The 23,168-nt window shown below is 52.8% G+C and carries 16 protein-coding genes, 1 tRNA gene and 1 rRNA gene; 11 read left to right on the top strand and 7 right to left on the bottom strand.

Features of this window, described 5'->3' with window-relative positions:
• Window positions 1-21: 21 nt before the first annotated feature.
• Window positions 22-138: ribosomal RNA gene (gene rrf / locus AC1ATL_RS10030) — 5S ribosomal RNA — on the top strand.
• Between the two features lie 296 nt (window positions 139-434).
• Window positions 435-1,397 (top strand): L-lactate dehydrogenase, encoded by a 963-nt coding sequence (locus AC1ATL_RS10035; RefSeq protein ID WP_432624617.1) that lies wholly within the window; start codon window positions 435-437, stop codon window positions 1,395-1,397.
• 60 nt (window positions 1,398-1,457) lie between these two features.
• Here AC1ATL_RS10035 and AC1ATL_RS10040 read toward each other — a convergent pair whose 3' ends face one another.
• Entirely contained in the window at window positions 1,458-1,883 is a 426-nt protein-coding gene (locus tag AC1ATL_RS10040) for a GNAT family N-acetyltransferase (RefSeq protein ID WP_432624616.1), read from the bottom strand.
• 183 nt (window positions 1,884-2,066) lie between these two features.
• On the opposite strand from AC1ATL_RS10040, the gene AC1ATL_RS10045 reads away from it, so the two are divergent.
• A tRNA-Ser gene (locus AC1ATL_RS10045) sits at window positions 2,067-2,154 on the top strand.
• Window positions 2,155-2,538: 384 nt separating this feature from the next.
• A complete protein-coding gene (locus tag AC1ATL_RS10050) occupies window positions 2,539-4,182 on the top strand; it encodes a peptide ABC transporter substrate-binding protein (protein ID WP_432624615.1) in 1,644 nt (547 codons plus the stop codon).
• A 120-nt stretch (window positions 4,183-4,302) separates the two neighbouring features.
• Here AC1ATL_RS10050 and AC1ATL_RS10055 read toward each other — a convergent pair whose 3' ends face one another.
• Window positions 4,303-5,247, bottom strand: a complete 945-nt coding sequence (locus AC1ATL_RS10055; RefSeq protein ID WP_476570111.1) for an isoaspartyl peptidase/L-asparaginase family protein — start codon at window positions 5,245-5,247, stop codon at window positions 4,303-4,305.
• A 323-nt stretch (window positions 5,248-5,570) separates the two neighbouring features.
• Here AC1ATL_RS10055 and AC1ATL_RS10060 point away from each other — a divergent pair, with 323 nt between their 5' ends.
• Window positions 5,571-5,720, top strand: coding sequence for a hypothetical protein (locus AC1ATL_RS10060; RefSeq protein ID WP_476570112.1), 150 nt, complete (start codon window positions 5,571-5,573; stop codon window positions 5,718-5,720).
• 241 nt (window positions 5,721-5,961) lie between these two features.
• Window positions 5,962-6,522: a hypothetical protein gene (locus tag AC1ATL_RS10065; protein WP_476570113.1), complete on the top strand. Its 561-nt coding sequence runs from the start codon at window positions 5,962-5,964 to the stop codon at window positions 6,520-6,522.
• A 174-nt stretch (window positions 6,523-6,696) separates the two neighbouring features.
• Here AC1ATL_RS10065 and AC1ATL_RS10070 read toward each other — a convergent pair whose 3' ends face one another.
• From AC1ATL_RS10070 to AC1ATL_RS10080, 3 genes are all read right to left on the bottom strand, one after another.
• A complete protein-coding gene (locus AC1ATL_RS10070) occupies window positions 6,697-7,581 on the bottom strand; it encodes a conjugal transfer protein (protein WP_476570114.1) in 885 nt (294 codons plus the stop codon).
• Window positions 7,582-7,804: 223 nt separating this feature from the next.
• A complete protein-coding gene (locus AC1ATL_RS10075) occupies window positions 7,805-9,475 on the bottom strand; it encodes a sialate O-acetylesterase (protein ID WP_476570115.1) in 1,671 nt (556 codons plus the stop codon).
• 175 nt (window positions 9,476-9,650) lie between these two features.
• Window positions 9,651-10,292, bottom strand: coding sequence for a hydrolase (locus AC1ATL_RS10080; RefSeq protein WP_476570116.1), 642 nt, complete (start codon window positions 10,290-10,292; stop codon window positions 9,651-9,653).
• 306 nt (window positions 10,293-10,598) lie between these two features.
• Here AC1ATL_RS10080 and AC1ATL_RS10085 point away from each other — a divergent pair, with 306 nt between their 5' ends.
• The 3 genes from AC1ATL_RS10085 (at window position 10,599) to AC1ATL_RS10095 (ending at window position 15,909) form a co-directional block, all read left to right on the top strand.
• Entirely contained in the window at window positions 10,599-12,698 is a 2,100-nt protein-coding gene (locus AC1ATL_RS10085; protein ID WP_476570117.1) for a cell wall-binding repeat-containing protein, read from the top strand.
• 197 nt (window positions 12,699-12,895) lie between these two features.
• Window positions 12,896-14,665, top strand: coding sequence for a DUF6020 family protein (locus AC1ATL_RS10090; protein WP_476570118.1), 1,770 nt, complete (start codon window positions 12,896-12,898; stop codon window positions 14,663-14,665).
• A gap of 98 nt (window positions 14,666-14,763) precedes the next feature.
• On the top strand, window positions 14,764-15,909 hold the full coding sequence (locus tag AC1ATL_RS10095; protein ID WP_476570119.1) for an acyltransferase: 1,146 nt from the start codon (window positions 14,764-14,766) through the stop codon (window positions 15,907-15,909).
• Between the two features lie 82 nt (window positions 15,910-15,991).
• Here the strand turns inward: AC1ATL_RS10095 and AC1ATL_RS10100 are convergent, their stop codons facing one another.
• On the bottom strand, window positions 15,992-19,027 hold the full coding sequence (locus AC1ATL_RS10100) for a DUF4422 domain-containing protein (RefSeq protein ID WP_476570120.1): 3,036 nt from the start codon (window positions 19,025-19,027) through the stop codon (window positions 15,992-15,994).
• A gap of 120 nt (window positions 19,028-19,147) precedes the next feature.
• Between AC1ATL_RS10100 and AC1ATL_RS10105 the strand changes: the two genes are divergently transcribed.
• On the top strand, window positions 19,148-20,053 hold the full coding sequence (locus AC1ATL_RS10105; RefSeq protein ID WP_476570121.1) for a glycosyltransferase family A protein: 906 nt from the start codon (window positions 19,148-19,150) through the stop codon (window positions 20,051-20,053).
• 36 nt (window positions 20,054-20,089) lie between these two features.
• Here the strand turns inward: AC1ATL_RS10105 and AC1ATL_RS10110 are convergent, their stop codons facing one another.
• Window positions 20,090-21,319, bottom strand: coding sequence for a cell wall-binding repeat-containing protein (locus AC1ATL_RS10110; RefSeq protein WP_476570122.1), 1,230 nt, complete (start codon window positions 21,317-21,319; stop codon window positions 20,090-20,092).
• A gap of 102 nt (window positions 21,320-21,421) precedes the next feature.
• Between AC1ATL_RS10110 and AC1ATL_RS10115 the strand changes: the two genes are divergently transcribed.
• Window positions 21,422-23,140: a cell wall-binding repeat-containing protein gene (locus AC1ATL_RS10115; RefSeq protein ID WP_476570123.1), complete on the top strand. Its 1,719-nt coding sequence runs from the start codon at window positions 21,422-21,424 to the stop codon at window positions 23,138-23,140.
• The last annotated feature ends 28 nt before the right edge of the window (window positions 23,141-23,168 follow it).

Consider the following 23,168-nt stretch of genomic DNA (forward strand, 5'->3'; position numbering starts at 1 on the left):
CCTTGCCGTTGACCATGGTTTTGCGGTGGTCATAGCCCTGGTGAGACGCCCGGTCCCATTCCGAACCCGGTAGCTAAGGCCAGGCGCGGCGATGGTACTGCACTCGAGAGGGTGTGGGAGAGTAGCACGCCGCCGCTATAAACGTCGATGGGGTTCCCGTGGAGCTTTCGCTCCGGGAACCCCATTTTTTTATCCCCATTGCTTTTTGCTTCCGGTTCTTCCGGCCGGACCGCATGCTGGCTCCCGGGGAATTCCTTCTTTTTATTTTCGTATTTTGTTATTCCACCCTTTGTTCCTTACCTTGGCCTTCCGAATATGGAATCGTAATTTTCCCAATATTTAATGACGGCATATCATGCAATGGAAGTCTTGGCCGGATGCTCCGAAATGTGTGCCGTGCGGGACGGACGACAGAGAAGGAAGGGGATTTTTCCATGGATGTGCGTCGAAGCCGTGTGGTGGTGATCGGCACAGGCCATGTCGGCATGACCGTCGTGTCGACGATTGTGGCCAACGGCTTGTGCAATGAGGTCGTGCTTATCAATCGCACTCCTCAACGGGCACAGGGAGAGGTGATGGACCTTGCCGACGGTGAGGAATTCTTCAGCCGGTATACGAAGATTCGTGTGGGGGACTGGAACGATTGCGCCGGCGCCGATATCGTCATCATCACAGCCGGAGCGCATCCGATTCCCGGGCAATCCCGTCTGAGCGAACTCGGTGCTGACATCGACATCGTCGATCCGATTCTCAAATCCGTGATGGCATCGGGATTCGACGGCATGCTCATCATGGTGTCCAACCCAGTCGACGTACTTGCCTGGTTTGCATGGAAACGCACCGGTCTGCCCAGCCGACAAGTAATCGGCACCGGAACCGCGCTCGACACAGCGCGCATGAAAACGATTATCGCGGAACGAACCCGTCTTGATCCGAGGACGGTCGGCGGCTACGTCATCGGCGAGCATGGAGATTCACAGTTCATCCCATGGTCGACGGTCAACATCGTTGGAAAGCCGTTCGCGCGGTATCTGTCCGACAACGCAGCGAAATACCCGGACGTGACGCTGGACGGCATCGAGGAGGCCACCCGCCGGCGCGGCATGGAAATCAAAGCGCTCAAAGGTGGCACCAACTACGGAATCGCAGCAACGGTTTCGGCAATCGTGAAAACCATTTTGTGGGACGAACGCCGTGTGATGCCGGTATCCACGCTCATCGACGGACAGTATTCGTACGACGAGCATGACGTGTTCCTGAGCTTGCCTGTGGCATTGGACGGCGATGGCGTCGGTGATTTCGTGGATTTGCATTTGACCGACGATGAGATGGCGCGTTTCCACGACAGCGCGCGCATCGTCCGCGAGCATTGCGCGATGATCGCCGACCGACTGTGAACGGCGGGTGATTCCGGGCGCTTCCTCAGATGTGTGGCGGAGCTTTTGTGACTTTTCGGCCTATCGACGCCGCCATTGCATCGTGTACTCCATTTCGCCGGTGAACTCGTCCAGGTCTTCGTCTTGGATCGTGAAGCCTTCACGCTGGTAGAAGCGCACCGCGCCGACGTTCTTCCGGTACGCTTCCAATGTAAGCGTGTCCCTTTCGCGTTTCGCATGGTCCATGAGCTGTCTGCCGATGCCGTGTGACCGCATTTCTGCGGCGACGAAAAGACCTTCGATATGGCCGCCGTTCAAGCCTATGAATCCCTGCACGCCTTGGGCATCTTCATACACGTGGACTTCTGCCAGCGGGAGCGCTTCCCGCACGTATTCAAGATTGTTCTTCCAGTATTCCGCTGGGATGAAGGAATGCGCCTGCAGGTTCGCTTCCAGCCATATGCTGGCGACTCTGTCCATGTCCGACGTGCGCAGTGCTCTGATCATAACGATTGATTTTCCCCGAGAATCGTGCCTATTCCGGGTTCATTCTATCGGCGCGCATTGAATATAGCGGTGCGTGTTGGATCGGCCTGATGTTGCGACACGCCGACTTTGTCTTCTGGAGAATCTGTTGTATTCTAATCAAGTTGCGTTTCACGGATAGACACCGGGGGGCGTTGAATAATTGGAGAATTCGCCTAGTGGTCTATGGCGCACGCTTGGAAAGCGTGTTGGTGTAACAGCCTCACGAGTTCGAATCTCGTATTCTCCGCCAGCAGGGTTTTCGGAGCAATCTGAAAGCCCTTTTCTTTTGCCAAAACGGCATATTTCCAACGATTTCAGATCTTTCGAACTGCTGAGTTTTTTCCCTATAACGGCCTTCGGAGACCTTTGAAGCACTGATATCAGTGACATATAGAGTGATAGGTGCGGCAGGTCAGACAGATGTATCACTCTTCATTCAACGGAGTTGCTCCTAATAATCGATGACCATTCGATGTGCTGCGGAAAAGTGTTAAGAAACAATGCCTTCTACCGGAACTTTTGTCTCAGATTCAGATATGGGTATGCGCCTAGGCCGCAGAAGATTCCTATAATCGCCTCTACTTGCTTCGTGCCGATATGAATTGGTGGGAAGACTAATGTGAAGGAGAGAACAATGAAGAATGGCGTATCGCGCCGTCTGATCGCATTGGCGGCGGCGGGAACCATGCTGCTGTCGGTGGCTGCCTGTGGCTCGTCGTCTGATGGCAATGCTTCTTCCGACAGTGGAAGCGCCTCGCTGATTTCCGTGAACAACAGCGAACCGCAGAACGGACTGATTCCGACCGATACCAATGAAATGGGCGGCGGCAAAGTCATTCGCTATCTGTTTGAAGGCCTGGTCAGCTTTGACGCCAAAGGCAAGCAGCATCTTGAAGTCGCTGAAAGCATCACTCCGAACGATGATGCCACCAAGTACACCATCAAGCTGAAAAAGGGATGGAAATTCACCAATGGTGAGGCTGTGACCGCGAAATCCTTCGCCGACGCATGGAGCTTTGCTGCGAACGTGAAGAACGCGCAGAAGACTGCAAGCCGCTTCTCCACCATCAAAGGTTACGACGAGCTGCAGGACTCGAACGTCGACCCCAAGGCTACGCTTTCGGGCCTTTCCACCCCGGATGATTACACCTTGGTCGTTGAGCTGAACAAGCCGGATTCGGTATTCCCGACAAAGCTGGCCCACCAGTCCTACTTCCCTCTGCCGAGTGTGGCGTTCCAGGACATCAAGAAGTTCGGGCAGGCCCCAATCGGCAATGGCCCGTACAAGTTCAAATCATGGGCGCACAACAAGAACATCATCATCGTTCCGAACAAGGATTACAAGGGCAGCCGCAAGGTGGCCAACAATGGTATTGAATACCGTGTGTACACGGATGAGGATTCCGCATACTCCGATGTGCTGTCCAGCAACCTTGACGTGCTGGACGAGGTCCCGCAGTCCGCTGTGAAGACCTTCCGAAAGGATTCCGGCGTGATCGCATACAGCCAGGCTGGTTCCACATTCGAGGCGTTCGTCATTCCTGAACGACTTGAGCACTTTGGCGATGACGAGGAAGGTCATCTGCGTCGCCAGGCCATTTCCATGGCCATCAACCGTGATCAGATTGTTAAGAAGGTCTACGACGATACGAAGACCGCGACCACTGATTTCACGTCACCGCTGGTTCCTGAATACGCCAAGAACCTGAAAAACGGCGACAATCTGAAATACAACGCCGACAAGGCCAAGGAACTGTGGGAGAAGGCCAATGCCATCAAGCCTTGGTCCGGCAATTTCCGTATCGCCTATAATGCCGATGGCGGCCACAAGGAATGGGTCGACGCGGTCTGCAACCAAATCAAGAACACGCTTGGCATCGATGCCGCGGGCGATCCTTACGCAACCTTCAGCGATGTGCGCAAGCGGGTGACGGACCGTTCCATCACCACCGCGTTCCGTTCCGGATGGATGCTGGACTATCCGTCGGCTGAGGATTACCTCAACCCGTTGTATGCTTCCAGCTCCGCCGACGGCCATGGCTCAAACGATGGCGATTACAAGAGCGAGGAATTCGACAATCTCTTGAACGCCGCGCTCGCGCAGACTGATGTGCAGAAGCGTACGGACGATTTCACCGAAGCCCAGGAAGTCCTTGCCAAGGATCTTCCTGTGATTCCGCTGTGGTATGACAATGTCGCGGCCGTGTCCGCCACGAATGTGAAGAACGTGTCGTTCGACTACACCAACCTGCCTACCTACAACACCATCACCAAGTGATACGGGAATTCCCAATACCGGAGTAATACGGCATTGGAAATCCCAAAAAAATTCGGCTGGGGCCCAAGTCCACATGGACTTGGGCCCCAGCCGTTTCAGTGGCTGGTCCGCTGCGTCGGTTCAGTTCTGCACGTAGCTGCCCTTCGGTGACTTCCAACCACAGTTCATCATCTCGCTGTTGAACACCATCGCACCGTCGCCATGCGCCGGAACGATGATCATACCGCCGTCACCATGATGGCGGGCCACGCCATCCAACGCGGCCTTTGCGGCAGCGACAGGCTCCTCCTTGGCATACAGCACACGATCGGAGACTTGGTGTGCAGCGACCTCTTTGACGAACGCTTCGCCAATGCCGGTGCAGGAGATCGCTACGGAATCGTTGTTCGCATAGGTGCCGCATCCCGGCAGCGGCGAATCGCCGACGCGGCCCGGCATCTGGTTCGTAATGCCGCCGGTGGAAGTGCCAGCCGCGATATTGCCGGAAGCGTCGCGGGCTACGGCGCCGATGGTACCGTGCTTTTCCCACTCGTCACCGTTGGACTGCGCCTCCCGCAGGGATTCCTGACGGTTCGGTGTGATGAAATACGCGCTGTCGCACAGCTCGATGCCCCATTCCTTGAGCAGGGCGTCGCTGGGCTTGGCGAACATGACGTGCTTGGTTTTTTCCTTGATGGCGCGTGCCACGTTGATTGGATTCTTGGATGTGGTCAGGCCGCATGCTGAACCGACCTCGCCATCCACACCGGTCATCAGGCAGGAATCCATGGATACGATGCCTTCGCTGGTCAATGCCGCGCCACGGCCGGCATTGAACTCAGGAGCGTCTTCCATGACGCGGATGGCCGCGCACACGGCGTCTTCGGACGGAGCGCCCTGCTCCAAGAGGGCATAACCAGCTTCGAGCGCCTTGTTCAGATCCTTTTCCACCTGCGCGCGGCGTTCCGGCGTATCTTTCTTACCTCGATCACCCGCCCCGGCATGAATCACCAGAAGAATTCCGTCTGGTTCGGCCTGGGCGATCCGGACTGTTGATTGAGGCAACGTATGTTCACTTGTCGGCATCTCTGCTACTCCAGTTATCGTGAGTTGTTTCGTGTGTCCGCAGATATCATACGCTGTCGGCGTGCTGAGATGGTCCTACAGTGCAGTAATTTGGCATACTTCGGCATAATTTGCCGCGTAATCGTTCGACGCTTTCCGGTCGTATACGAATGATTGTTGTATGGAGTGGGGGATTCCGTGTAGTATCGGCTAACGGACACGGGGGCCGTAAGGCTGAGAGGAAGCAATCGCTTCGACCGTATGAACGTATACCGGATAATGCCGGCGCACTGACCGGTTTGTGCGATGGCGGCTACGATTGGCTTACCAAGGCCGGTTGGACCATGACGCAGGGCGCGGTCTTCACTGTCTGCTGTGTGATTTCCGGAGCCGTGTTCGGCGGCGCGTTGATGTGGTTCGTGCAGAAGGCTCTCGCCAAGACCGGCGTGCTCGACCGCTTCGAGTCCGGCAACGATGCGCGGAATGCGCAGTGATGGCATCGCTTTGTGACCGAAAGTGAACGTCATACGATTTTTTGATGAAGATTTTGACCATTAAGCGGCGTGAAACGGGGCGTGGACGGGTATTGCGTATGCCGGCTGCGTCCCGTGGCGGCTTTTGTCATATTTCATCGGTGGGGGAGTTGCGTATATCGTTAGGTTGAGCGTGTTCTTGCTGTGAATGTGCGCTACGCTCGAAATCGTGACGTTTAGAGCGAGAAAGGGAAGCGCGGCGATGGGTGATTCGATGGCTCCTGGAATCCAGCAGGATGATTCACATGACACAATCACCCGCGATTCTCTGGCCACGCTTGCCCGACGTCGTAGCACTTCGCAGGAAAACGAGCGGACGGAAGCGATTCACAAAGAAGGAGAATCCGCGGAACATCCGGCAACGGGCGATGCCGCCAATGATCGCGTTGCCCGTGAATCTCGTGAATCCTATAAATCGTCCGAATCGTCTGAATACTCCGAATCGTCTGAATACTCCGAACCATCTGAATATTCCGCATCGTCCGAAAACGACGATTCGACGCAGATTCTGCCGCCGAGCTTCATTCCGACCGCGACCGGCCGTATCCGCCCGGTGGCGGGCGCTTTTCCCGCCATCCAATCCACTTCGCAGGAGAAGCATGCGCAACTCAGACGATCCATTCGCTCACTGTCCGCGGGGTCGCTGCGCAGAAATGGCGGCGATGCGGGGAATATGGACGGTATTGCTGGCAATGCGACGACGGGAAACGGTGATGCGCCGACACCTCGAATCGCCAGCAGCGCCCCGCATTACGTGGATTGAAATGTGAGCTGAAGTATATGAGCTGAATCGCGTGTTGATACGTGGGCTGACACGTCGCATTGGCCTAATGGTTCAAAGCCGTGTCGAAGTACGAAGCATCGGCACATGAAAAAACGGCCTTGGAAGCACAAGGCCGTTTTTGTTTTATGAGCTTTTAACTAGTTTTGGTTTCGCTCACTTTTCGCTGGTTTCGCGCTTGTACTGCGCGAGCATCCTCACAGCGTAGGCGAGGCCGGCGAACAGCAGAATCGCGGCGCAGGCAAGGGAGATGCCGATGCCGGTCTGCGCGAGCTGTCCGTATTCCGACTTGGTCAGCGCGCCCGTGGACGCGGCGGTCTGGCTGCCGGAAGCGCTGGTCGTCGAAGAGGTAGCAGCAGAAGAACCGTTGCCGTTTGCCGTGCCATTGTCGGCAATCGTCTGCACGGTGCCGTTGGAGCCGGAAGCGGTATTGAAGGAGCCGGAGGTGGAGCCAGTGGCGGTGGAACCGTTCTGGCCAGCCTTCGCGTTCGCCTCCCTCAGCGCCGCGATGAACGATTGATGCCACTGATGACTGCTGGCCACGAACGCATCATGCTGCGTCTTGAGCTCGTCATGGGTTTCCTTCGCATCGGCGTGCAGCTGATCCAGATGCGCCTGGTTGTCCTGAATATCCTGATGCAGGGTGTCGTGACGTTCCTGCGCGCGCTTGGCCGCCGCGTCGAGCGCGTTCTTCACATCCTCGCGGTCCTGCACGTAATTCTTCCAAGCCTGCTCGTTGTAATGGCGAATCGCGTCGGCATCCTCATGCGCGTTCTGATGCAGCTGCTTGACGTGCTCCTTGGTGGTGTCGATATCCGACTTGATCTGCTGATTCGTCTGGTGCACGTGGTCGATGGCGCTGCATGCCTTGTCGTTGCCGCAGATGCCCATATTGTCGTCGATGCGCTCGCTGATGGTGGTCCCGGACGCCAGTCCGTCCGTGGACGGTGCAATCTCATCGGCCGAAGCCATGGACGGCAATGCGACCATTCCAATGGTCAGAATTCCCGCTGCCGCTGCAGCTGCGATGCTTTTCCTCATAGCGATTCCTCTCTTGCTCGCGTACACCGCATTCGTGCGCGCCCGTACGTTTCGCATACTCGTATTCGTCTCATACGTCGCGTTCCGTGCGTTCCGTACGTCGCGTTCCGTACATGTCATATTCCGTATGCCATAGTAGGAGGGCGCGGCGCATGAATAAACCGGTGGGAGGAAGCGGTTTGTCTAGTTTTCGCGATTCGCCGGGGAAGGGACCGGCCAGCCGTTATTCGACGATGGCGATGAACGGGCTTGCCGGAAGATTGAGCTTGTTGTACAGCATGCTCGCGCACTTCGGGTTGCCACTGAACAGGTAGCGTACCTGGGTCATGCCGCCAAGGCTTGTGCCGTCAACTGCGGAGAGCTCCACCTGGTCGCCCTCGATGGTGGCGTCGACGGGCGTCCATTGTCCGGAATGGTCGGCGACCTCGAATCCCTGCAAATCCAATGTGGTGGGAGTGGCGATATTGCTGATGCCGTCAAGCGGGGTCGCTCCGGATTTCTTCGTATAGTCAGGAGCTTTCGCACCTGCGCTCTTCGTGTAATTCGGTTGCATGGCCTTCAAACCGTTCGCCGTACCCTTTTTGAAGGAAAGCGTGATCAAGCCGTCCGAGGTATGCCGCGCGCTTTCGAAAAGCGGTCCGTTGGGCACGTCGGCGCTGCCTTTCGAACCATCCTCCATCGCAAGATACTGCGCGGCCATGCGCGCGCCCAGAATATCCTTGCCGAGCGGATGGATTAATGCGGACGTGCCCTTGTCCGTATCCAGCGAAACCGTCATCGCAACATTCGACGCATTCCTCAGATTCGCATTGTCGAGCGCGGTCCGCTGCGCCTCGCGCACATTCTGCGTGTACTGGTAGCCCGGCCAACGTGCGAGCTGCACATATAGGAACGGCAGATCGCTACGCCCGAACACGGAACGATACTGGTTGATAAGCGCCGTCATCTGCGATTCATACTGCATGGCCGTGGCGGAATTCGCGGAGTCATCGCAACCCTGATACCACAGCACGCCCGCCACATGGAATCCCTGCAAAGGCGCGATATGGTTCTCGTAGATGTCGCCTCCGCGCACATGCCTTGTAATGCGCGTGCCACCCCAAGCAGTCTGGATGATGCCAATCGGCACGTTCGGATGCTTCGTCCGCAACTGCATGGCGAACTGCTGGGCCAGATAGCTCAGATGCTGGGAGTTCTCGGTATCGGCATTCAACCATGCGTCGGCGTTCGCATTGACATTGCTGAGCGGGAAATCATCGGTTCCGATGGTATGGGAGGCAACCACAAAACTCACATGCTTATCAACGAGCGGCTTCGGCAAATCGGTTTGCGACACCAAACCATTGCCGAAATTGTAGGCATTACCGGTCCCCTCGTAATACTGCGCATGATTCAGCTCCATATTCGACTGGCCCGCAGCAACGAACACGTCGCCCACATACACGTTCGTCAGCTCGGCCACCGTTTCACCGGCATACCGCAATTGCAGGGAATATGGTTTGAGACTCGCCTTCTGCGCCTTCAAAGTGCAGGTGAACGATCCTTCTTTGCCGATCCGTGCGGTGGCGCTCGCGGACTTCCTGCCTTGGGCGAGCGTCGCGGTCAGCTTCGACGCTTTGACCAGTTTGCCATCCTGCTTGGATGCGACGGTGCCTTTGACCACAATCGGCTGATTGCGCTGGAACACCATGTTCTCCATGTAGTAGGAGGGGAGGTTGACGGAAACGGCGGATGCGGCGTCCGCTTCGGCGACGGTTGACGATTGACCGTTCTCCGATTCGTGTGCCGAGCCATCGCCCCACTTGGGCCCGCAGCCGATGATGGCTGCGACGATCACCGCCACGGTCACGGCAACGGCAAGTGCCACGTGAAACAGTCGTTTTGCGTTCAACATTCCAGCTCCTCGGTCAGGTATTCATTCAAGACATTCGTTCGGATATGGAACCATGCACAGAAGAGCCTACACTGACGGGAAGCTTTGCCGATTGGCGTGACCGTTGTTCAAGCGGTGCGGGGCATGCGGATGAAAGGCATTTTCGGCTGGATGTCGTTTGAAGACGACGTTGCGATTATTCCTTTTCGGTGGATTGATCCTCGTCCTGTTTGGTGCCGTATTGCTTCAAAGCCTGCTTGAATTTCTTGGCCTGCTTGTCGTATGCCGCGCGTGCGGTTTTCGCCTTTTTCGCGGTCGCAGACGGTTCGACCTTGCAGTCGAAGGAAGCCGGTGCCTTGACTTCCTCGTTGTATACCTTGCTGAGCTTTTCCAGATCGTAGGAGGAATCCATGCTGGAGAACGCGTCCACGACTTTGCCTTTCAGCTGGAAGGCGTTGGAATAGGATGCGTTCAAGGCCGTGACGGCGTTTCTGCAGGTGTTGATTTCGTTCATTTCGCGCATTTTCTGCGAAGTTTGAACGCTCATGACGCCGAAGACGATGACGCATATCACCACGATTGCGGCAACTGCGGCGATGGAATATGTGAGGACGTTTTTCGTGTGTTTGTTGACGCGTTCGATGCCGTCTTGGATGCCTTGTTCCACCGCGTCGCGGAATGGGTCTCCGGTTTTTGCTTGGCTGGCGGACGGGCGGCCGGTGACCACGCGTTTGGCGGATGCTTGGCCGCCATCTTTGGCTCGGTTGCCGGCTTTATGGTCATCGACTGGCTGATGAAGGGGCTTGTTCCCATTCGAATGACTGCCGTGCCGTGCCATACACCCCTCCAGAAATCGTATTGCCGTTCTCCGTATCATTCATTGGCGACGGATTGACGGGCAATCATTTGGTCTTCCGAACATTTGTCTCCCAATGACAATACACGGCATATGATACTCGTTGCGTCCCCCGATTCCTCGCGCCTCATGTTGTTCGACGTCCGGACCATGTTGTGCTGGAAATGTCGGAATCGGATCAGCGTCCGGTAGAACCGGGGAATGGTGTTGCCTTACGGGTATACTCACACCATAAGTGCGCGATTCCGTGCCAAAGTATACGGTGCGGATTCATAAGAGAGGCTGACGATGCTATCGCCGAAAAATTTGTTGAGGATTTCCACTGTCGTTTCCGCGGTTGCGTTGACGCTGTCCGTGGCCACGGTTCCGGCTTACGCGATGCAGGATATTGCGATTGACGGCTCGCCGCGTTCCTTCACTACCGCTGCGGAGGATGCGCAGAATGCCGGTGACGGCATGCCGGATAATCCGAATGCGGCATTGCCGGATACGGTGAGTGGACGGATTCCGGACGATTCCACCGTGGTCTCGGAAAAGCTTGCGGTCACTCCTGAAGGCGAGGTGCGGGATATCGAGACCGGCAAGACCGTGACGGACAAGGCGTTGGTCGGCACCCGGGATCAGCAGCCTGACCCGCTGGCCAAGACGGATGGCGAATCGTTCATTCCGGTGAGTGCGTCGGACGTGAAAGACGCCGTGGAACAACCTGTGAAACAATCTGCGGGGCAATCCGCAGAGCAATCGTCTTCAAAGAACGGAGCCACCGTGAGACTCGCCAAATTCGAAGGCAACGATTACGGCGCGCATTGGGGAACCTACAACAATACGAAAGCCTTCTTCGACTACAAAAACAACCTGTTCGTCCAGCAGGCCAAAGGTGTGATCGACGTCTCTTCATGGCAGGGGGATATCGACTGGGCCAAAGCTAAAGCCGACGGCGTGGAAGGTGCCATCATCCGCCTGGGCTATGGGTGGGGCAACGATGCCGACGCCAAAGCCAAGCGCAACATCAACGAATGCAAGCGCCTGGGCGTTCCGTTCGGCATCTACTGGTACTCGTACGCGGAGGATGCGAGCGGTTCAAGGCAGGAAGCCAATGATGTGGTGTCCAAGCTCCGCCAGCTTGGCGTGAGCCCGAACGACCTGAAATACCCCGTATATTACGACCTTGAGAGGTGGACGTGGACCGGTCATACGCCTCCGACCGATCCGAACGTGTACAACGGCATGGTCAATGCCTGGTATGGCGTGATGCAGTCCGCCGGCTATACAAACCTTGGTGTGTACTCGTATACCAGCTATCTGCAGGGGCCGTTGAACAACGCGAACATCCATGCGAAGACGCGCTGGGTGGCGCAGTATGGCCCTCAGATGGAATACACGGCATTCGGCACCAACGACCGTGGTTGGCAATATACCGAAAGTGGTCAGATCGACGGTATCAGCGGCTCCGTCGACCTGAATGCCTTCGGGGTCAAGACTTATACGGCAATGAAGCGTCTAGCTGGCGCCACGCGTTACGATACGATGTCGGCTGTCGTTTCGGAAGGTGCTTGGAATGCTGAAGGAACAGTGATTGTGGCATCGGGGGAGAATTATCCGGATGCCTTGTCTGCCTCTGGTTTGGCGGGTGTATACGGCGCGCCAATCGTGCTGACGGATGGCGATGGACTGTCCTCTCAAGCTGCTGAGCGAATCCGTTCATTGAAACCATCTAAAATTATCGTGGTGGGTGGATCGTCAGTGATATCGTCCAATGTATTGGACTCATTGCGGAGTATTTGTTCAAACGTGAATCGTATAGCAGGCGCAACACGTACGGATACATCTTTTGCCTTATATCAAAATGGCGGTATTTCTTGGGGGTCTACTGCAATTGTGGTGTCTGGATCAAGTTATCCTGACGCTCTGTCAGTGAGCCCATACGCATACGCCGAGAAGGCGCCAGTATTCTTGTGTGATCCGGCTACAGGGTTGACCGGCGAACAAAAATTGACGTTAAAAAATTTTGGACGTGTACTGGTTGTAGGCGGCGAGAATGCGGTTCCATCCCGTTTCATTCAGGATTTGTCAAATGTGGTTCGTGAGTCCGGTAAAACGCGTTATGAAACGAGTATGGCGATGGCTGATTGGGGATTATCCAACGGTCTTCATGAAGATGCTGTCGCGTATGCTTCGGGCTCGAACTTTCCTGATGCCTTGGCTGCGGGCCCATTGGCTGGCCGTAATGGGAACGTACTTCTTTTGGTGGATAGTCCCAATAGTCCAACCGTGGCATATTCGGCAAAGTTCCGTGGTAAAGCGACTAAAGCGTGGATTGTAGGAGGAACAAGCGCTGTAAGTCAAGCAGCCGCAAATCGTATAGCGGACAATCTTGGTATGCAATGACTGTAAAAATGGCGCATTTGCGCGATTGATAAGGATGTTGCCTCATTCTAAATAATCGATTTGGATGACAGAGATATTGGCATCAGAATTATATGAAGAGGTGATTTATGCGTATAAATCGGCGTGTTTTATCTTCGTAGTACAGTGCCAATATGGCGGCATACACTGTCGTCAACGCAGATAAGGATTATTGAATATTGCGCAAAGGAAAATCGATTACACGTGTTTTATCTATAAACCATGTGTTGCTGGTAATACTGGCAATATTATGCGGATTCGCAGCGGCGGTTGTCGACGCTATTCGTGTCCATGGTCATATGGTGTTTTCGACCCGGTGCGTATGGTTCACTGCATTGATTGCGCTGTTGTTTGTTGCTTTTGTGCTTATTGGAGAACGTTTTCTCGTATGGTGTGCAAAAGATAGGAATAAGACTACTGGGTGGGTGGCTGCAGTACGAAAATGTTGTTCCTTCTCGTGGAATTATAAGCAATTATTTTTGATAACTACGGTCATTATATTGTGTTGGATTCCATATATTTGGCTGACATATCCAGGGATAATATGGTTTGATACCGGCGAACAGCTCATGCAATGGTTCCATAAACCAAATATTTTTTCCGACGGTAGTTTTTGGTCCAATCATCATCCAGTATCTGATACTTTATTTTTTGGTATCTTCGCACAATTAGGTAAAGCGCTTGGATCGGTGGATTTAGGATTATTCCTATGCTCCATCGTTCTGGCGTTGGCAGCTGCCCTCTCACTGGCAACAGTTGTTTTGTATTGCCGGCGTATCGGAGCGAGCTGGCGCTTTTGCTGTGTGCAGCTGATATTTTTTTCGCTCTTCCCTGTAATTCCCTGCTTCTCTATAAGCCTTGTCAAGGATACGGTATTCATGCCGTTATTCGTCTGGTATGCGGTGCTGTATGTTCAGATTGTGCGAAGCAAAGGAGCCTGTCTCAAGAGCCCGCTGTTATTCGCGTTATTCCTTTTATTGTCTGTGTTGACAGCTCTGACTAAAAAAACCGGCTTGTACATAGTGCTTATTTGCTGTATTGCTTTGCTGTTTGTGGTACTTCGCCGATATCGTCTTCGGGTCGGCGCTGCACTATTGATTGAGCTGCTTGTCATGGTCGTATTGGTTCCCAAAGTCGTTTTCCCTATGTTCCACATTCAAGAAGGCGGCAAACAAGAAATGCTTGCCGTTCCATTCCAACAGTCAGCATTGGAGGTGAAGCGACATGGGAATGAGATGAATCCCGAAGATATAGATGTCATTCACAAGATATTGGGGAATGATGTTGCCGATAAATACCAATGGTGGGCGGCTGATGGAGTCAAGGGTTACACATGGGATTCCAGGAAGGACCAGTATCTTGCAAGATATGCGAAGGCGTGGTCGCGCGGTTTAGTGGAGCATCCTCTTACATATGTTGAAGCCTATGTGGCTTTGCAGGAGGGATGGTTAGGTATTCCCACCTTGGGGAGTAAGCAGAATCCCGAGGATTTGACATTGCCTGTTTTCTTAACCGGCAGTGATCATACGAGCGTTGCGTATTCCAAGGAAATGGGTCTCATAGAGCGTGGTGACATTAATAGGGTGACCATTGTCCAGAACAAGTTGAATAAGTTCGAACATCTCCCAGTTTTAAATCTTGTTTTTTCTCGCGCCATATGGTCAACTTGGATGTTTTTGTTCGTTGTATATGAGTGGTTCAGAAGATTCCGCGGTAAAGGTTGGATTTGCTTGATGCCATATATCGCAACATTCCTTTTCTTGTGGATTTCGCCGGCAACGGTAACCATTGAAGGCATACGCTATGTTCTTCCGATGATTATCATGACACCGTTAATGCTTGGTATGTTAAGCGCAAAAAAAGATATTTTTCAAAGCTGTGATTCGGTAAAGGGGGACTGTGCATCTGAGTCTTCTGGGCTAGAAGCACAATATGTCTCTGATAAATAAGACGTATCGTACTGAGACAAAAAGACGGCTGTTGAAAGAATAAATGTAATATAGATGGCCGCTATTCAATAGCGCCTGCCCCTAAGATTGAGTCGGAAATGAAAAAAAGAATTGTCGGTTATGATGTCATCAAAACGATGGCGATGTTCCTCGTCGTAATGCTTCATTATGCGTATTACACGAAATACTATTCATCCATGCTGGTAGGTACCGCGGTCACGGTGTTATGCGTGGTATGTGTTCCGTTGTTTTTTATGGTGAATGGCGCGCTATTGCTCAACCGGCCAATGGATGAAAAGAAGCATTACCATAAAGTTTTCCACATCATCGTTATAGTGATTATCTGGAAGTTGATAGCCGCGGCTTTTTGCGTATTTATTGACGGTTCGCACTCTGTCAGTCCGGTGGATCTACTGAGATTCGTTCTTGGCGCCAAAGAATTCGGCGATTATTTAACGGGTTATTTCTGGTTTATGCATGCTTTGGTGGCTGTATATCTTGTTTTACCGTTGGTGAAGATGGCATTCGACGCCGAGAAAAAAACCACATTGCATGTTTTTACTGCAGTATTATTCTTCTTTACTGTTGGAAAAGATACGGTGAGGCTTGTTCTGCAGATGGTGGGGACCGCCACGCATAGTGAATTGGCATCAATCGTAGATCCTTTAGATGAACTGTATATTTTTGGATACTACGGATATGTTCTGCTTTATGTCGTTGTTGGCGGCATGCTTGGCCGCTATCTGCAACAAAGAAAAAAGAACGATAGAGTGGAAGACTGTGAGGATTCGGGTGTGTATTCATTGCTATCTAAAATTTCCACGCGTACTGCATGCATCGTCATCTTTATCTGCTACATTTCCCTTTTCCTTATTCAGCGTTATCAGCATGCCGCAGATGGCTCGTCTCTAGTTGTTGAAAATGGGTATTGGCTTTTACCGACCTTTATCGAGACAGTATTAATCATGCTGGTTTTGGGACAAGCTAATATCACTGGCTTTTGGGCTCGTTTCTTTAAAGTGACAGGGATGAATACTTTTGGTGTTTACATGCTTCATATGGCTGGATTAATTGGGTTGAGTCGCTTGCAGAATTTGCCTTGCTTCCAGTTCATGGGATCGCTCAATAATATTGCAGTCACGGCATTGAATGTGCTGTTATGCTGCTGCGTTTTTGCATGTTGTTTAGCGGCTTCAGTGATATTGCGCAAAATACCTTATATCAACAGGCTTTTCGCCCTATAGGGCATTGCAATTTTCTATGCGTAGGGCCAGAATCCGGTGGGTAGCCTAGGATTCTGGCCCTATTTTCTATGGAATCGACGGTTCAGTGCCTGCCGCGAACAGTACGTGCGATGGCTTTTACCGCGTCACGACGTTTGGAACCAATAGGCATCAATGGGTCCACAATCTTGCGAATCGGATTATCCTCTCCGACCGCGCGCTCATGCTTCGGACGGAATACCCCTTCAGGGATCTTCGGTTCATTGGCCTTGACCACACGCTTGAGCAAAGCCTCGTAGAACGGCGTATCGCGTGCGTAATCCCAGTACACGGGCGCATAATCGCAATCCGGATCCACCCACGGCTTCTGGTAGCCGGCATAGTGGATGATCTGCGGATTGCTACGGGATCGCATGTATGCATCGTAGATGTCGTTCGGTGCCTGAACGAACAGATTGCCCACACGTCCGCCACAGTCGTGGACGACATTCCACTCCCAAGGCAGATACGTCACCTTGCCTTCGCAGCAGATGTTCAGCACATCCTGATCGTTATAGATATAAGCCGTGTTCGAGGCATAGGTGAGCCACTGCTTGATGGTGTACTGCTCGCGCATGGCCTTGGTGTTGAGCACCAATACGCCGGCCTGGAAGTAGTCGTATGGGTTCCTCATCTTGAGGATGTTCTTGGCATACCCCATGCGCTTGCCATGCTTGACGTTGAGGTTGCCCAGGAAATCGATGTCATGGATCGCGGCGAGCAGCGTATCGCCCAGATCCGTGTCATAGAGCTTGGCGATGTCGCCGGGAATGATGATGTCGGAATCGAGATACAGGACCTTGTCATAGAACGGTAACGCCTGCTGAATGAGGAAACGGTAGTAGGTTTCCACGCTGATGTGCTCGTTGTTCGTGGAAAGTTCATACCCGGACATAAGACGCTCCACGTTGGCGAAGCGCAGGTTCATATTCGTGAACCGGCTGAAGAAGTCATGCATGCGCTGCTGGTTATGCCAGTCGATGTCGCGTTGCAATACGGTCACGTCGTAGTACCGATCCGGTGAAGCGTTCTTCATGGCCGAATAGATGGTGGTGGTAAGTTGCGGCACATAATTGTTGTCTGCCGCGAATACCACCGGAACGATTGGCTTGTCGTAAACCTCCAGCGGCTGCAGGGTTTCCGCCGGCTCCGGATGGGTGAAGTGGACGCACTGCAATTCCTTGAACCGCCACTTGGAGCCAATGCGCTTGTGATGCAGCAGGTAGATGTTGAGCAGACGTTCGGACAGATGACCCGGCGTACGCAGGGCTTCCTTGCTGTAGGTGCTGTAGTCGGTGTTCTTGTCGAACGCCTCAAGGATGGGGAACATCCATTCACAATAGTCGAAGAAGATCTCCTTCTTCATGATGAACATGTTGCAGAAGCAGGCCTTGTTGCCGTTAAAGAACGCCTGTGCGTCCTGCTTGTAGTCGGGGTACATGCTGCACAGGATCTGATAGCAACGCTTCAGATCATCGTCATGCAGCAGGGGAGCGGCTTCCCACAGCGCACGCGGAGTGCCGTGCTTATCAATGATCTCTTCGAGATTGCCGAACGGTGTGGTGATGACGTCGTACTGCTTCACCACTTTGGCGATATTCTCGTCATTCAGTCCGTACTTCTTTGCCGTAGCGGCATCGATGTAGTCGTCCATGATTTCGCCATAGGGATTTTCCTCGTGCGGAGTGTCCGAGAAGTCGAAGTAACGGCGGTAATGGCAGAAACCGTAGTAGTCGGCGTCGATGTTCTTCCAAACCCAGTATTGCGTGGTCAGTTCGCAGTAACGCGGATTGAGATCGGCGATGTTCTCGCCTTCGTCATCGTGGAATGCCCAGGGGAAACGCTCGTTCTTCGGTCCGACCTGCACCGGCTGCATGATGGCACTGTCAAAGGTGTCAACGTTTTTGTGAGTGGTGACGAAGATACGGATGCTCTGCTTGTCGTAGTTTTGGAACGCTTCGGTATTGCTGGTTTTCTCGACGAGTTCGGTCATATGGGAAGTGGCGATCCGCTTCATCTCATGGAATCTTATGGTGTCTGCGGATACTTGATCGGTAGACACACTGATGTCGTTGGCTATGCCGAACCAGTTGTTCAGATCAGCGTCCTTCGGAAGGAGCTGGTTTTCGGAAAGCAGCGCATAGGCATCATCGCGTACGAAACGGTACAGTTCACGTCCCGTGATGGCCGGACCGAACACAGCTTCCATTTGCTTGGCGGCTTCGGCCTTCTCCGCTTCCGGAACTCTGACCTTCCAATCATTGGCAAGGATCTCGGTCGCCTTGCGCTGGAAACCCTGTGCGCAATCATGAAGCATATCGGAGTGCTGCGCATCGGCAAACTCGTAGGCTGCATCGAAATCCGCCTTGAAATGGCCGCAATAACGGGCATACTTCGCAGCGTCGATCATATTGGTACCGCTGATGCCACGGCCGTAGTAGTACACGTATCCCCGGCATTCCTTGAAGGAATGGTAGCTGTTGGCGAATGCCGAAACCACGAAGCACTCGTAGCCGTCCTGGGAACGACCCAAGCGGTCGCGGGTCATGGCGTTAAACGCTTCCTTAAGCATGGAAGTCTTGTACAAACGCTGGGTTACGCGCCAATCGACCTTGTAACCGCGAGTTTCATCGAAAATATCGCGGACAATATCTTCTCCGGTGGAATCGGGCGTAGGAGTGTTGTTGAAGGTTTCAAAGGCCTGGCGCTCGTTCTCCAGCAGCTCGTTGGCGGCGACAACGGTAAGGCCGTAATGCAGCACATCCACAGGATGCTTGTCGATTTCCGCGGCAAGCTGTTCGCACATGTCCGGCTTGAGTGCGTCGTCGCCATCCAGGAAGAAGGTGTATTCTCCTGAAGCGTTTTCCACACCGGCCATACGAGTGCGGTGGGTGCCCATATTCGGGTTGTTGGTGACGATTCGGATGCGCGGATCCTGAGCGGCTGCCCGTGCTGCGATCTCCCCAACATTATCGGGGCTCGCATCGTTCACGACAATCGCTTCGATATCGGAGAAAGTCTGATTCCGTACTGAATCAAGACATTCCTGCAAGTAATCACCGACATTGTATGCGGGAATGACGATTGAAATCTTAGGCATTGACTCTTCCTTACTGGCCGCGGTCCTATTCGCTCGCTGGTAACAGTGTACTGTTCGACTCTGAAAAGCATACGTCAGGCTAATATGTGACAAGTGCGAAACAAACGTGAGGAGAGGATTGTGCTGTCTGCGGACTGGTTTCGGATTAAGAAGAACAAGTTGCGTCGTGCCGGTACGCATGTCTTGCGTGCGGTGAAGCATCGGCATCCGCGGATTATCGTTTCTATGACCTCATATCCCGCACGCATCAATACTGTGCACTTGGCGATTCGTTCATTGCTTGCGCAGAAAGTATTGCCTGACAAGATCGTGTTATGGCTCTGTAAATCGGATTTCCCGAATCGTGAGGCCGATTTGCCTCAGAGTTTGCGTGATGTGTTGTGGCATGACGTTGAGGTACGCTGGGTTGATGATGATCTGAAGCCGCATAAGAAATATTTTTGGGCTTTGCAAGAATTTCCTGATGATTACGTCATCACCACTGATGATGATTTGCTATATCGCAATACAATGATCGGCGATTTGCTTGCAGCGCACGAAGCTCATCCCCATGCGATTGCTGCTGTGCGTACGCATTTGATTATGTTCAACAAAGACGGCTCCCGTACCAATTATGAGGATTGGATTTACGAAGCGCCACATTACCATCCTGCGCTTGTAGGCGTGCCCTCCATGCGAATTTTTGCCACGAATGGGGCAGGCACGCTGTATCCGCCGCATGTGATGCCGCAAGAAACGTTTGATGCTGGGATGATCAAGAAGACCTGCCTGACTGCAGATGATTTGTGGCTGAAAGTCATGCAGGTCAAAGCAGGTATTCCCGTGGTTGCGGCTACGGATGATCAGCTACTGAATTATGTGCCTGGCACGCAGGGCGAGGAAGCGCTATGTCATCAGAACACCGAAAGCGGCGTAAACAATATCGTGCTGAAGACAATTCTGGAAGAGCTGCAAGCCGAAGGTGTGCTGACTGACGATTTCGACAAGCTCGTTGCTGATTCCAGCCTAGATGCTCTGATTGTTTGAGTGGACGGTTCGGGACCGTCCACTCAAACAAATATCTCAGGCGTAGTGCCAACGAGGCTTACTGTCACCGTCGGCTACTTTGCAAACGATTAGCTTGCCGTTCCTAGCATCGTGGTCTGTTTTATTCAGATCAGATTTTTTGCAGAATTCACCTGCTTTATGAGTGCCATAGACCGGATCATTCGGTTTGGGCTGCGGTGTAGGCGTTGGCTGAGGGACATATTCTCTGTCGCTCAATCCAAAGCTACTGGAAATTGCATTGAACGTTGCCGGTCCGATGGCATTCTGTCCGCCGAGCACATACACGGATTCAACATTCGGCAATATGGATGATGCTCCGACTGTCGGAGACGACTCATTTTGTGCGAGCAGTAGTACTGTCTTATTGATACCGGCAAGTGCGCTTCCTGAAAGAGCGTCCGGGAAATTGGCTCCAGTGGCATATACGACGCTGGAAGGATTGATAGAGAGATTATTCAGCGTGAACCTGCTGATTTCCAGACTAGTTTCATAACGGGTTGCGCCCTGTATTCTCGATGTTGCAACACCTATGGATCGAAGCTGCTGCTCAACGGAGGAAGGAACCGCATTTTGACCACCGACGATAATCGCAGATTGGAAATCCTTGAGCGCAGTAAGGGATTCCTCGTCAAGTCCTGACTGAGAGCTCAGGAAGAATGGTGCGGATTGCATGTATGAATATGGGGACACGGAAAGCGCATCGGCAAAGTTGGCTCCGGTGGAAATAATGGCGGTCTTGGATTCTACTCCGAGCTTGGTGAGTTCGTTATAGATTTGATATGCGGTATCGAAGCGAGTGCTCCCTGCGAGTCGTGTAATAGTTGCTGACGGACGAGATGCTCGGATTTCATTTTCAGTGTTGCTCGAAACCGCGTTTTTGCCACCAATGATGTAAATCGTATTGGCGTCAAGTCGATTAAGTTCATTGATTGTTGCGGTGGAAAGCGTTTTAGGATCAGTAAGTAGAATCGGTGCATTGAGATGCCCCGCGAGGGAAGAGGCGGCAAGCGCATCAGGGAAACTGCTTCCTGATGCTACTACTGCGACTCTGGATGTAGTGGAGGGAAATGCTGTCTGTGATACCATTTCCATGGTCTCATACCTGGTGTTGCCGGATATTCTGGTAATTGATGTGGCTGATGCATTAGCTATTAATCCCGTTCCCGCAAAAGCGGCAGAGACCAAGAAAACACTAGATAGCACAGCAGTGATTCTTTTGAAGCAAGTGACGATTTCCCTGCTCATGGTTCTTCCCCTTTCCTCATTGATTGGTAGTTGTCTAAAAGTATAGAAGAGTAATTCCTCTAGCGCGACTATCCTCCATTATGAGTGAGAGGACGGCTTTAGATGGTACGACGTGCAAAACGTGTGGCTGGCTTTTTGGGAATACTGATAGTTGTCGCTTTCCTCATTCAAGGTGCTGCTACGGCAAGCGCGGACGAAGGAGAGAACGCGCAATCTGCGTTGCAGTCGTTGGCTGTAACAGAACAGACGGATGATTACCGCTCGTCGGAGCGCACGGATTTATTCGGCACATGGCTTCACAGCGATACTCTTGGCGGTAATGCAACTACCCGAGACGATATTTTGAGCCGTGACATGAAGAATGTCACGTATACCAATGATCATCATGTCGCAACAGGCATCCTAAATGATCCCTATACCGGCGAGACAATCGCGTTTCAGCGTGGACAGGGAACTTCAAATGCGGTGCAGATCGACCATGTCGTTGCTGTCGGGGAAGCATATGAAAGTGGTGCCGATTATTGGACCAAGGATCAGCGGGTAGCCTATGCGAATGACCCATATGTGTTGCTCGCGGTAAAGGGATCTGCAAATGCTTCTAAGTCGGACAAAGATGCTGCGCATTGGCTTCCGGGACATGGCTATGATTGCGCCTATATCAGCAGACAAATAGGAATTAAGCAGCATTACCATTTAGCGGTGGATTCTTCGGAACGAAACGTTATGGAAACGTCTCTTGCGCAGTGTCCGTCTGGACAGACGGTTCCGCTTTACGATGGCAACAACGCGATGCCGAATACTCCGGAGCTTCCGTCTGACCCATCGAAACCTGATACGCCAGCTACGCCTAGCAAACCTGCATCTGGCAAATTGACTCGGTTGTCCGGCATAACGCGGTATGACACCATGTCGCAGATTGTGGATACTGCTTTTCCGGAGTCTGCGTCAACGGTAGTTGTTGCTTCTGGAGAGAACTATCCAGATGCGTTGGCAGCATCGGGATTCGCCGGAGTGCTGGACGCTCCGATTCTTATGACGGATCCTTTGTATCTCAGCAATCAAACGAAGGCTCAGATTAATCGTTTGAGGCCGGAAAAGATTATCATTGTCGGCGGGCAGAATGCGGTATCCGGGAAAGTGGAACAGTCGCTAGCCCAATACGCCACAGTGCAGAGAATCGGAGGAGCTACTCGAAGTGACACTGCTTTGAAACTGTACGACAGTGATGCTCGAATCGAAAAGAATTGGGGAAAAACGGCAATCGTCGTTACCGGTGGAAATGGCTCGTCTGGTTTTGCTGATGCTTTGTCCGTCTCGTCGTATGCCTATGCCTTCAAAAGCCCTATCTTCCTTTCAGATATTAACTCTGGCCTGTCTTCCGAACAGTTGGAGGCATTATCCAGCGGAAAGTTCGACAGAATCCTCATTGTGGGTGGTCAACACGCTGTTCCGGATTCGGTAGTGACACAGATTAGAAATTCCTCTGGTTCTGCGGTATCTCGTATTGCAGGGGCAACGCGTTATGAAACGAGCGTCACATTTGCACAGTGGGCTTCTGAAGAAGGAAACCTTCATATGAACAATGTGGTGTTTGCGACGGGCGCGAATTTCCCGGATGCGCTTGCGGCTGGTCCTTTCGCCGGGCACAATAAGGCGGTTTTGCTGCTTGCGGATCCGAATGGAAGCACCGCCAATTTCGTGAAGCGGTATGTGAAGCAGCATGGCGAGGTTGACAATGCTTATATCGTCGGCGGGGAGAATGCTGTTTCTCGCAATACTGCGAACGGACTTGCTGATGCCTTGGATGAGCTGCGGCCATAAAGACAGAAAAACTGTGGCAACGTTAAGA

This window comes from Bifidobacterium sp. LH_743, assembly GCF_056355775.1.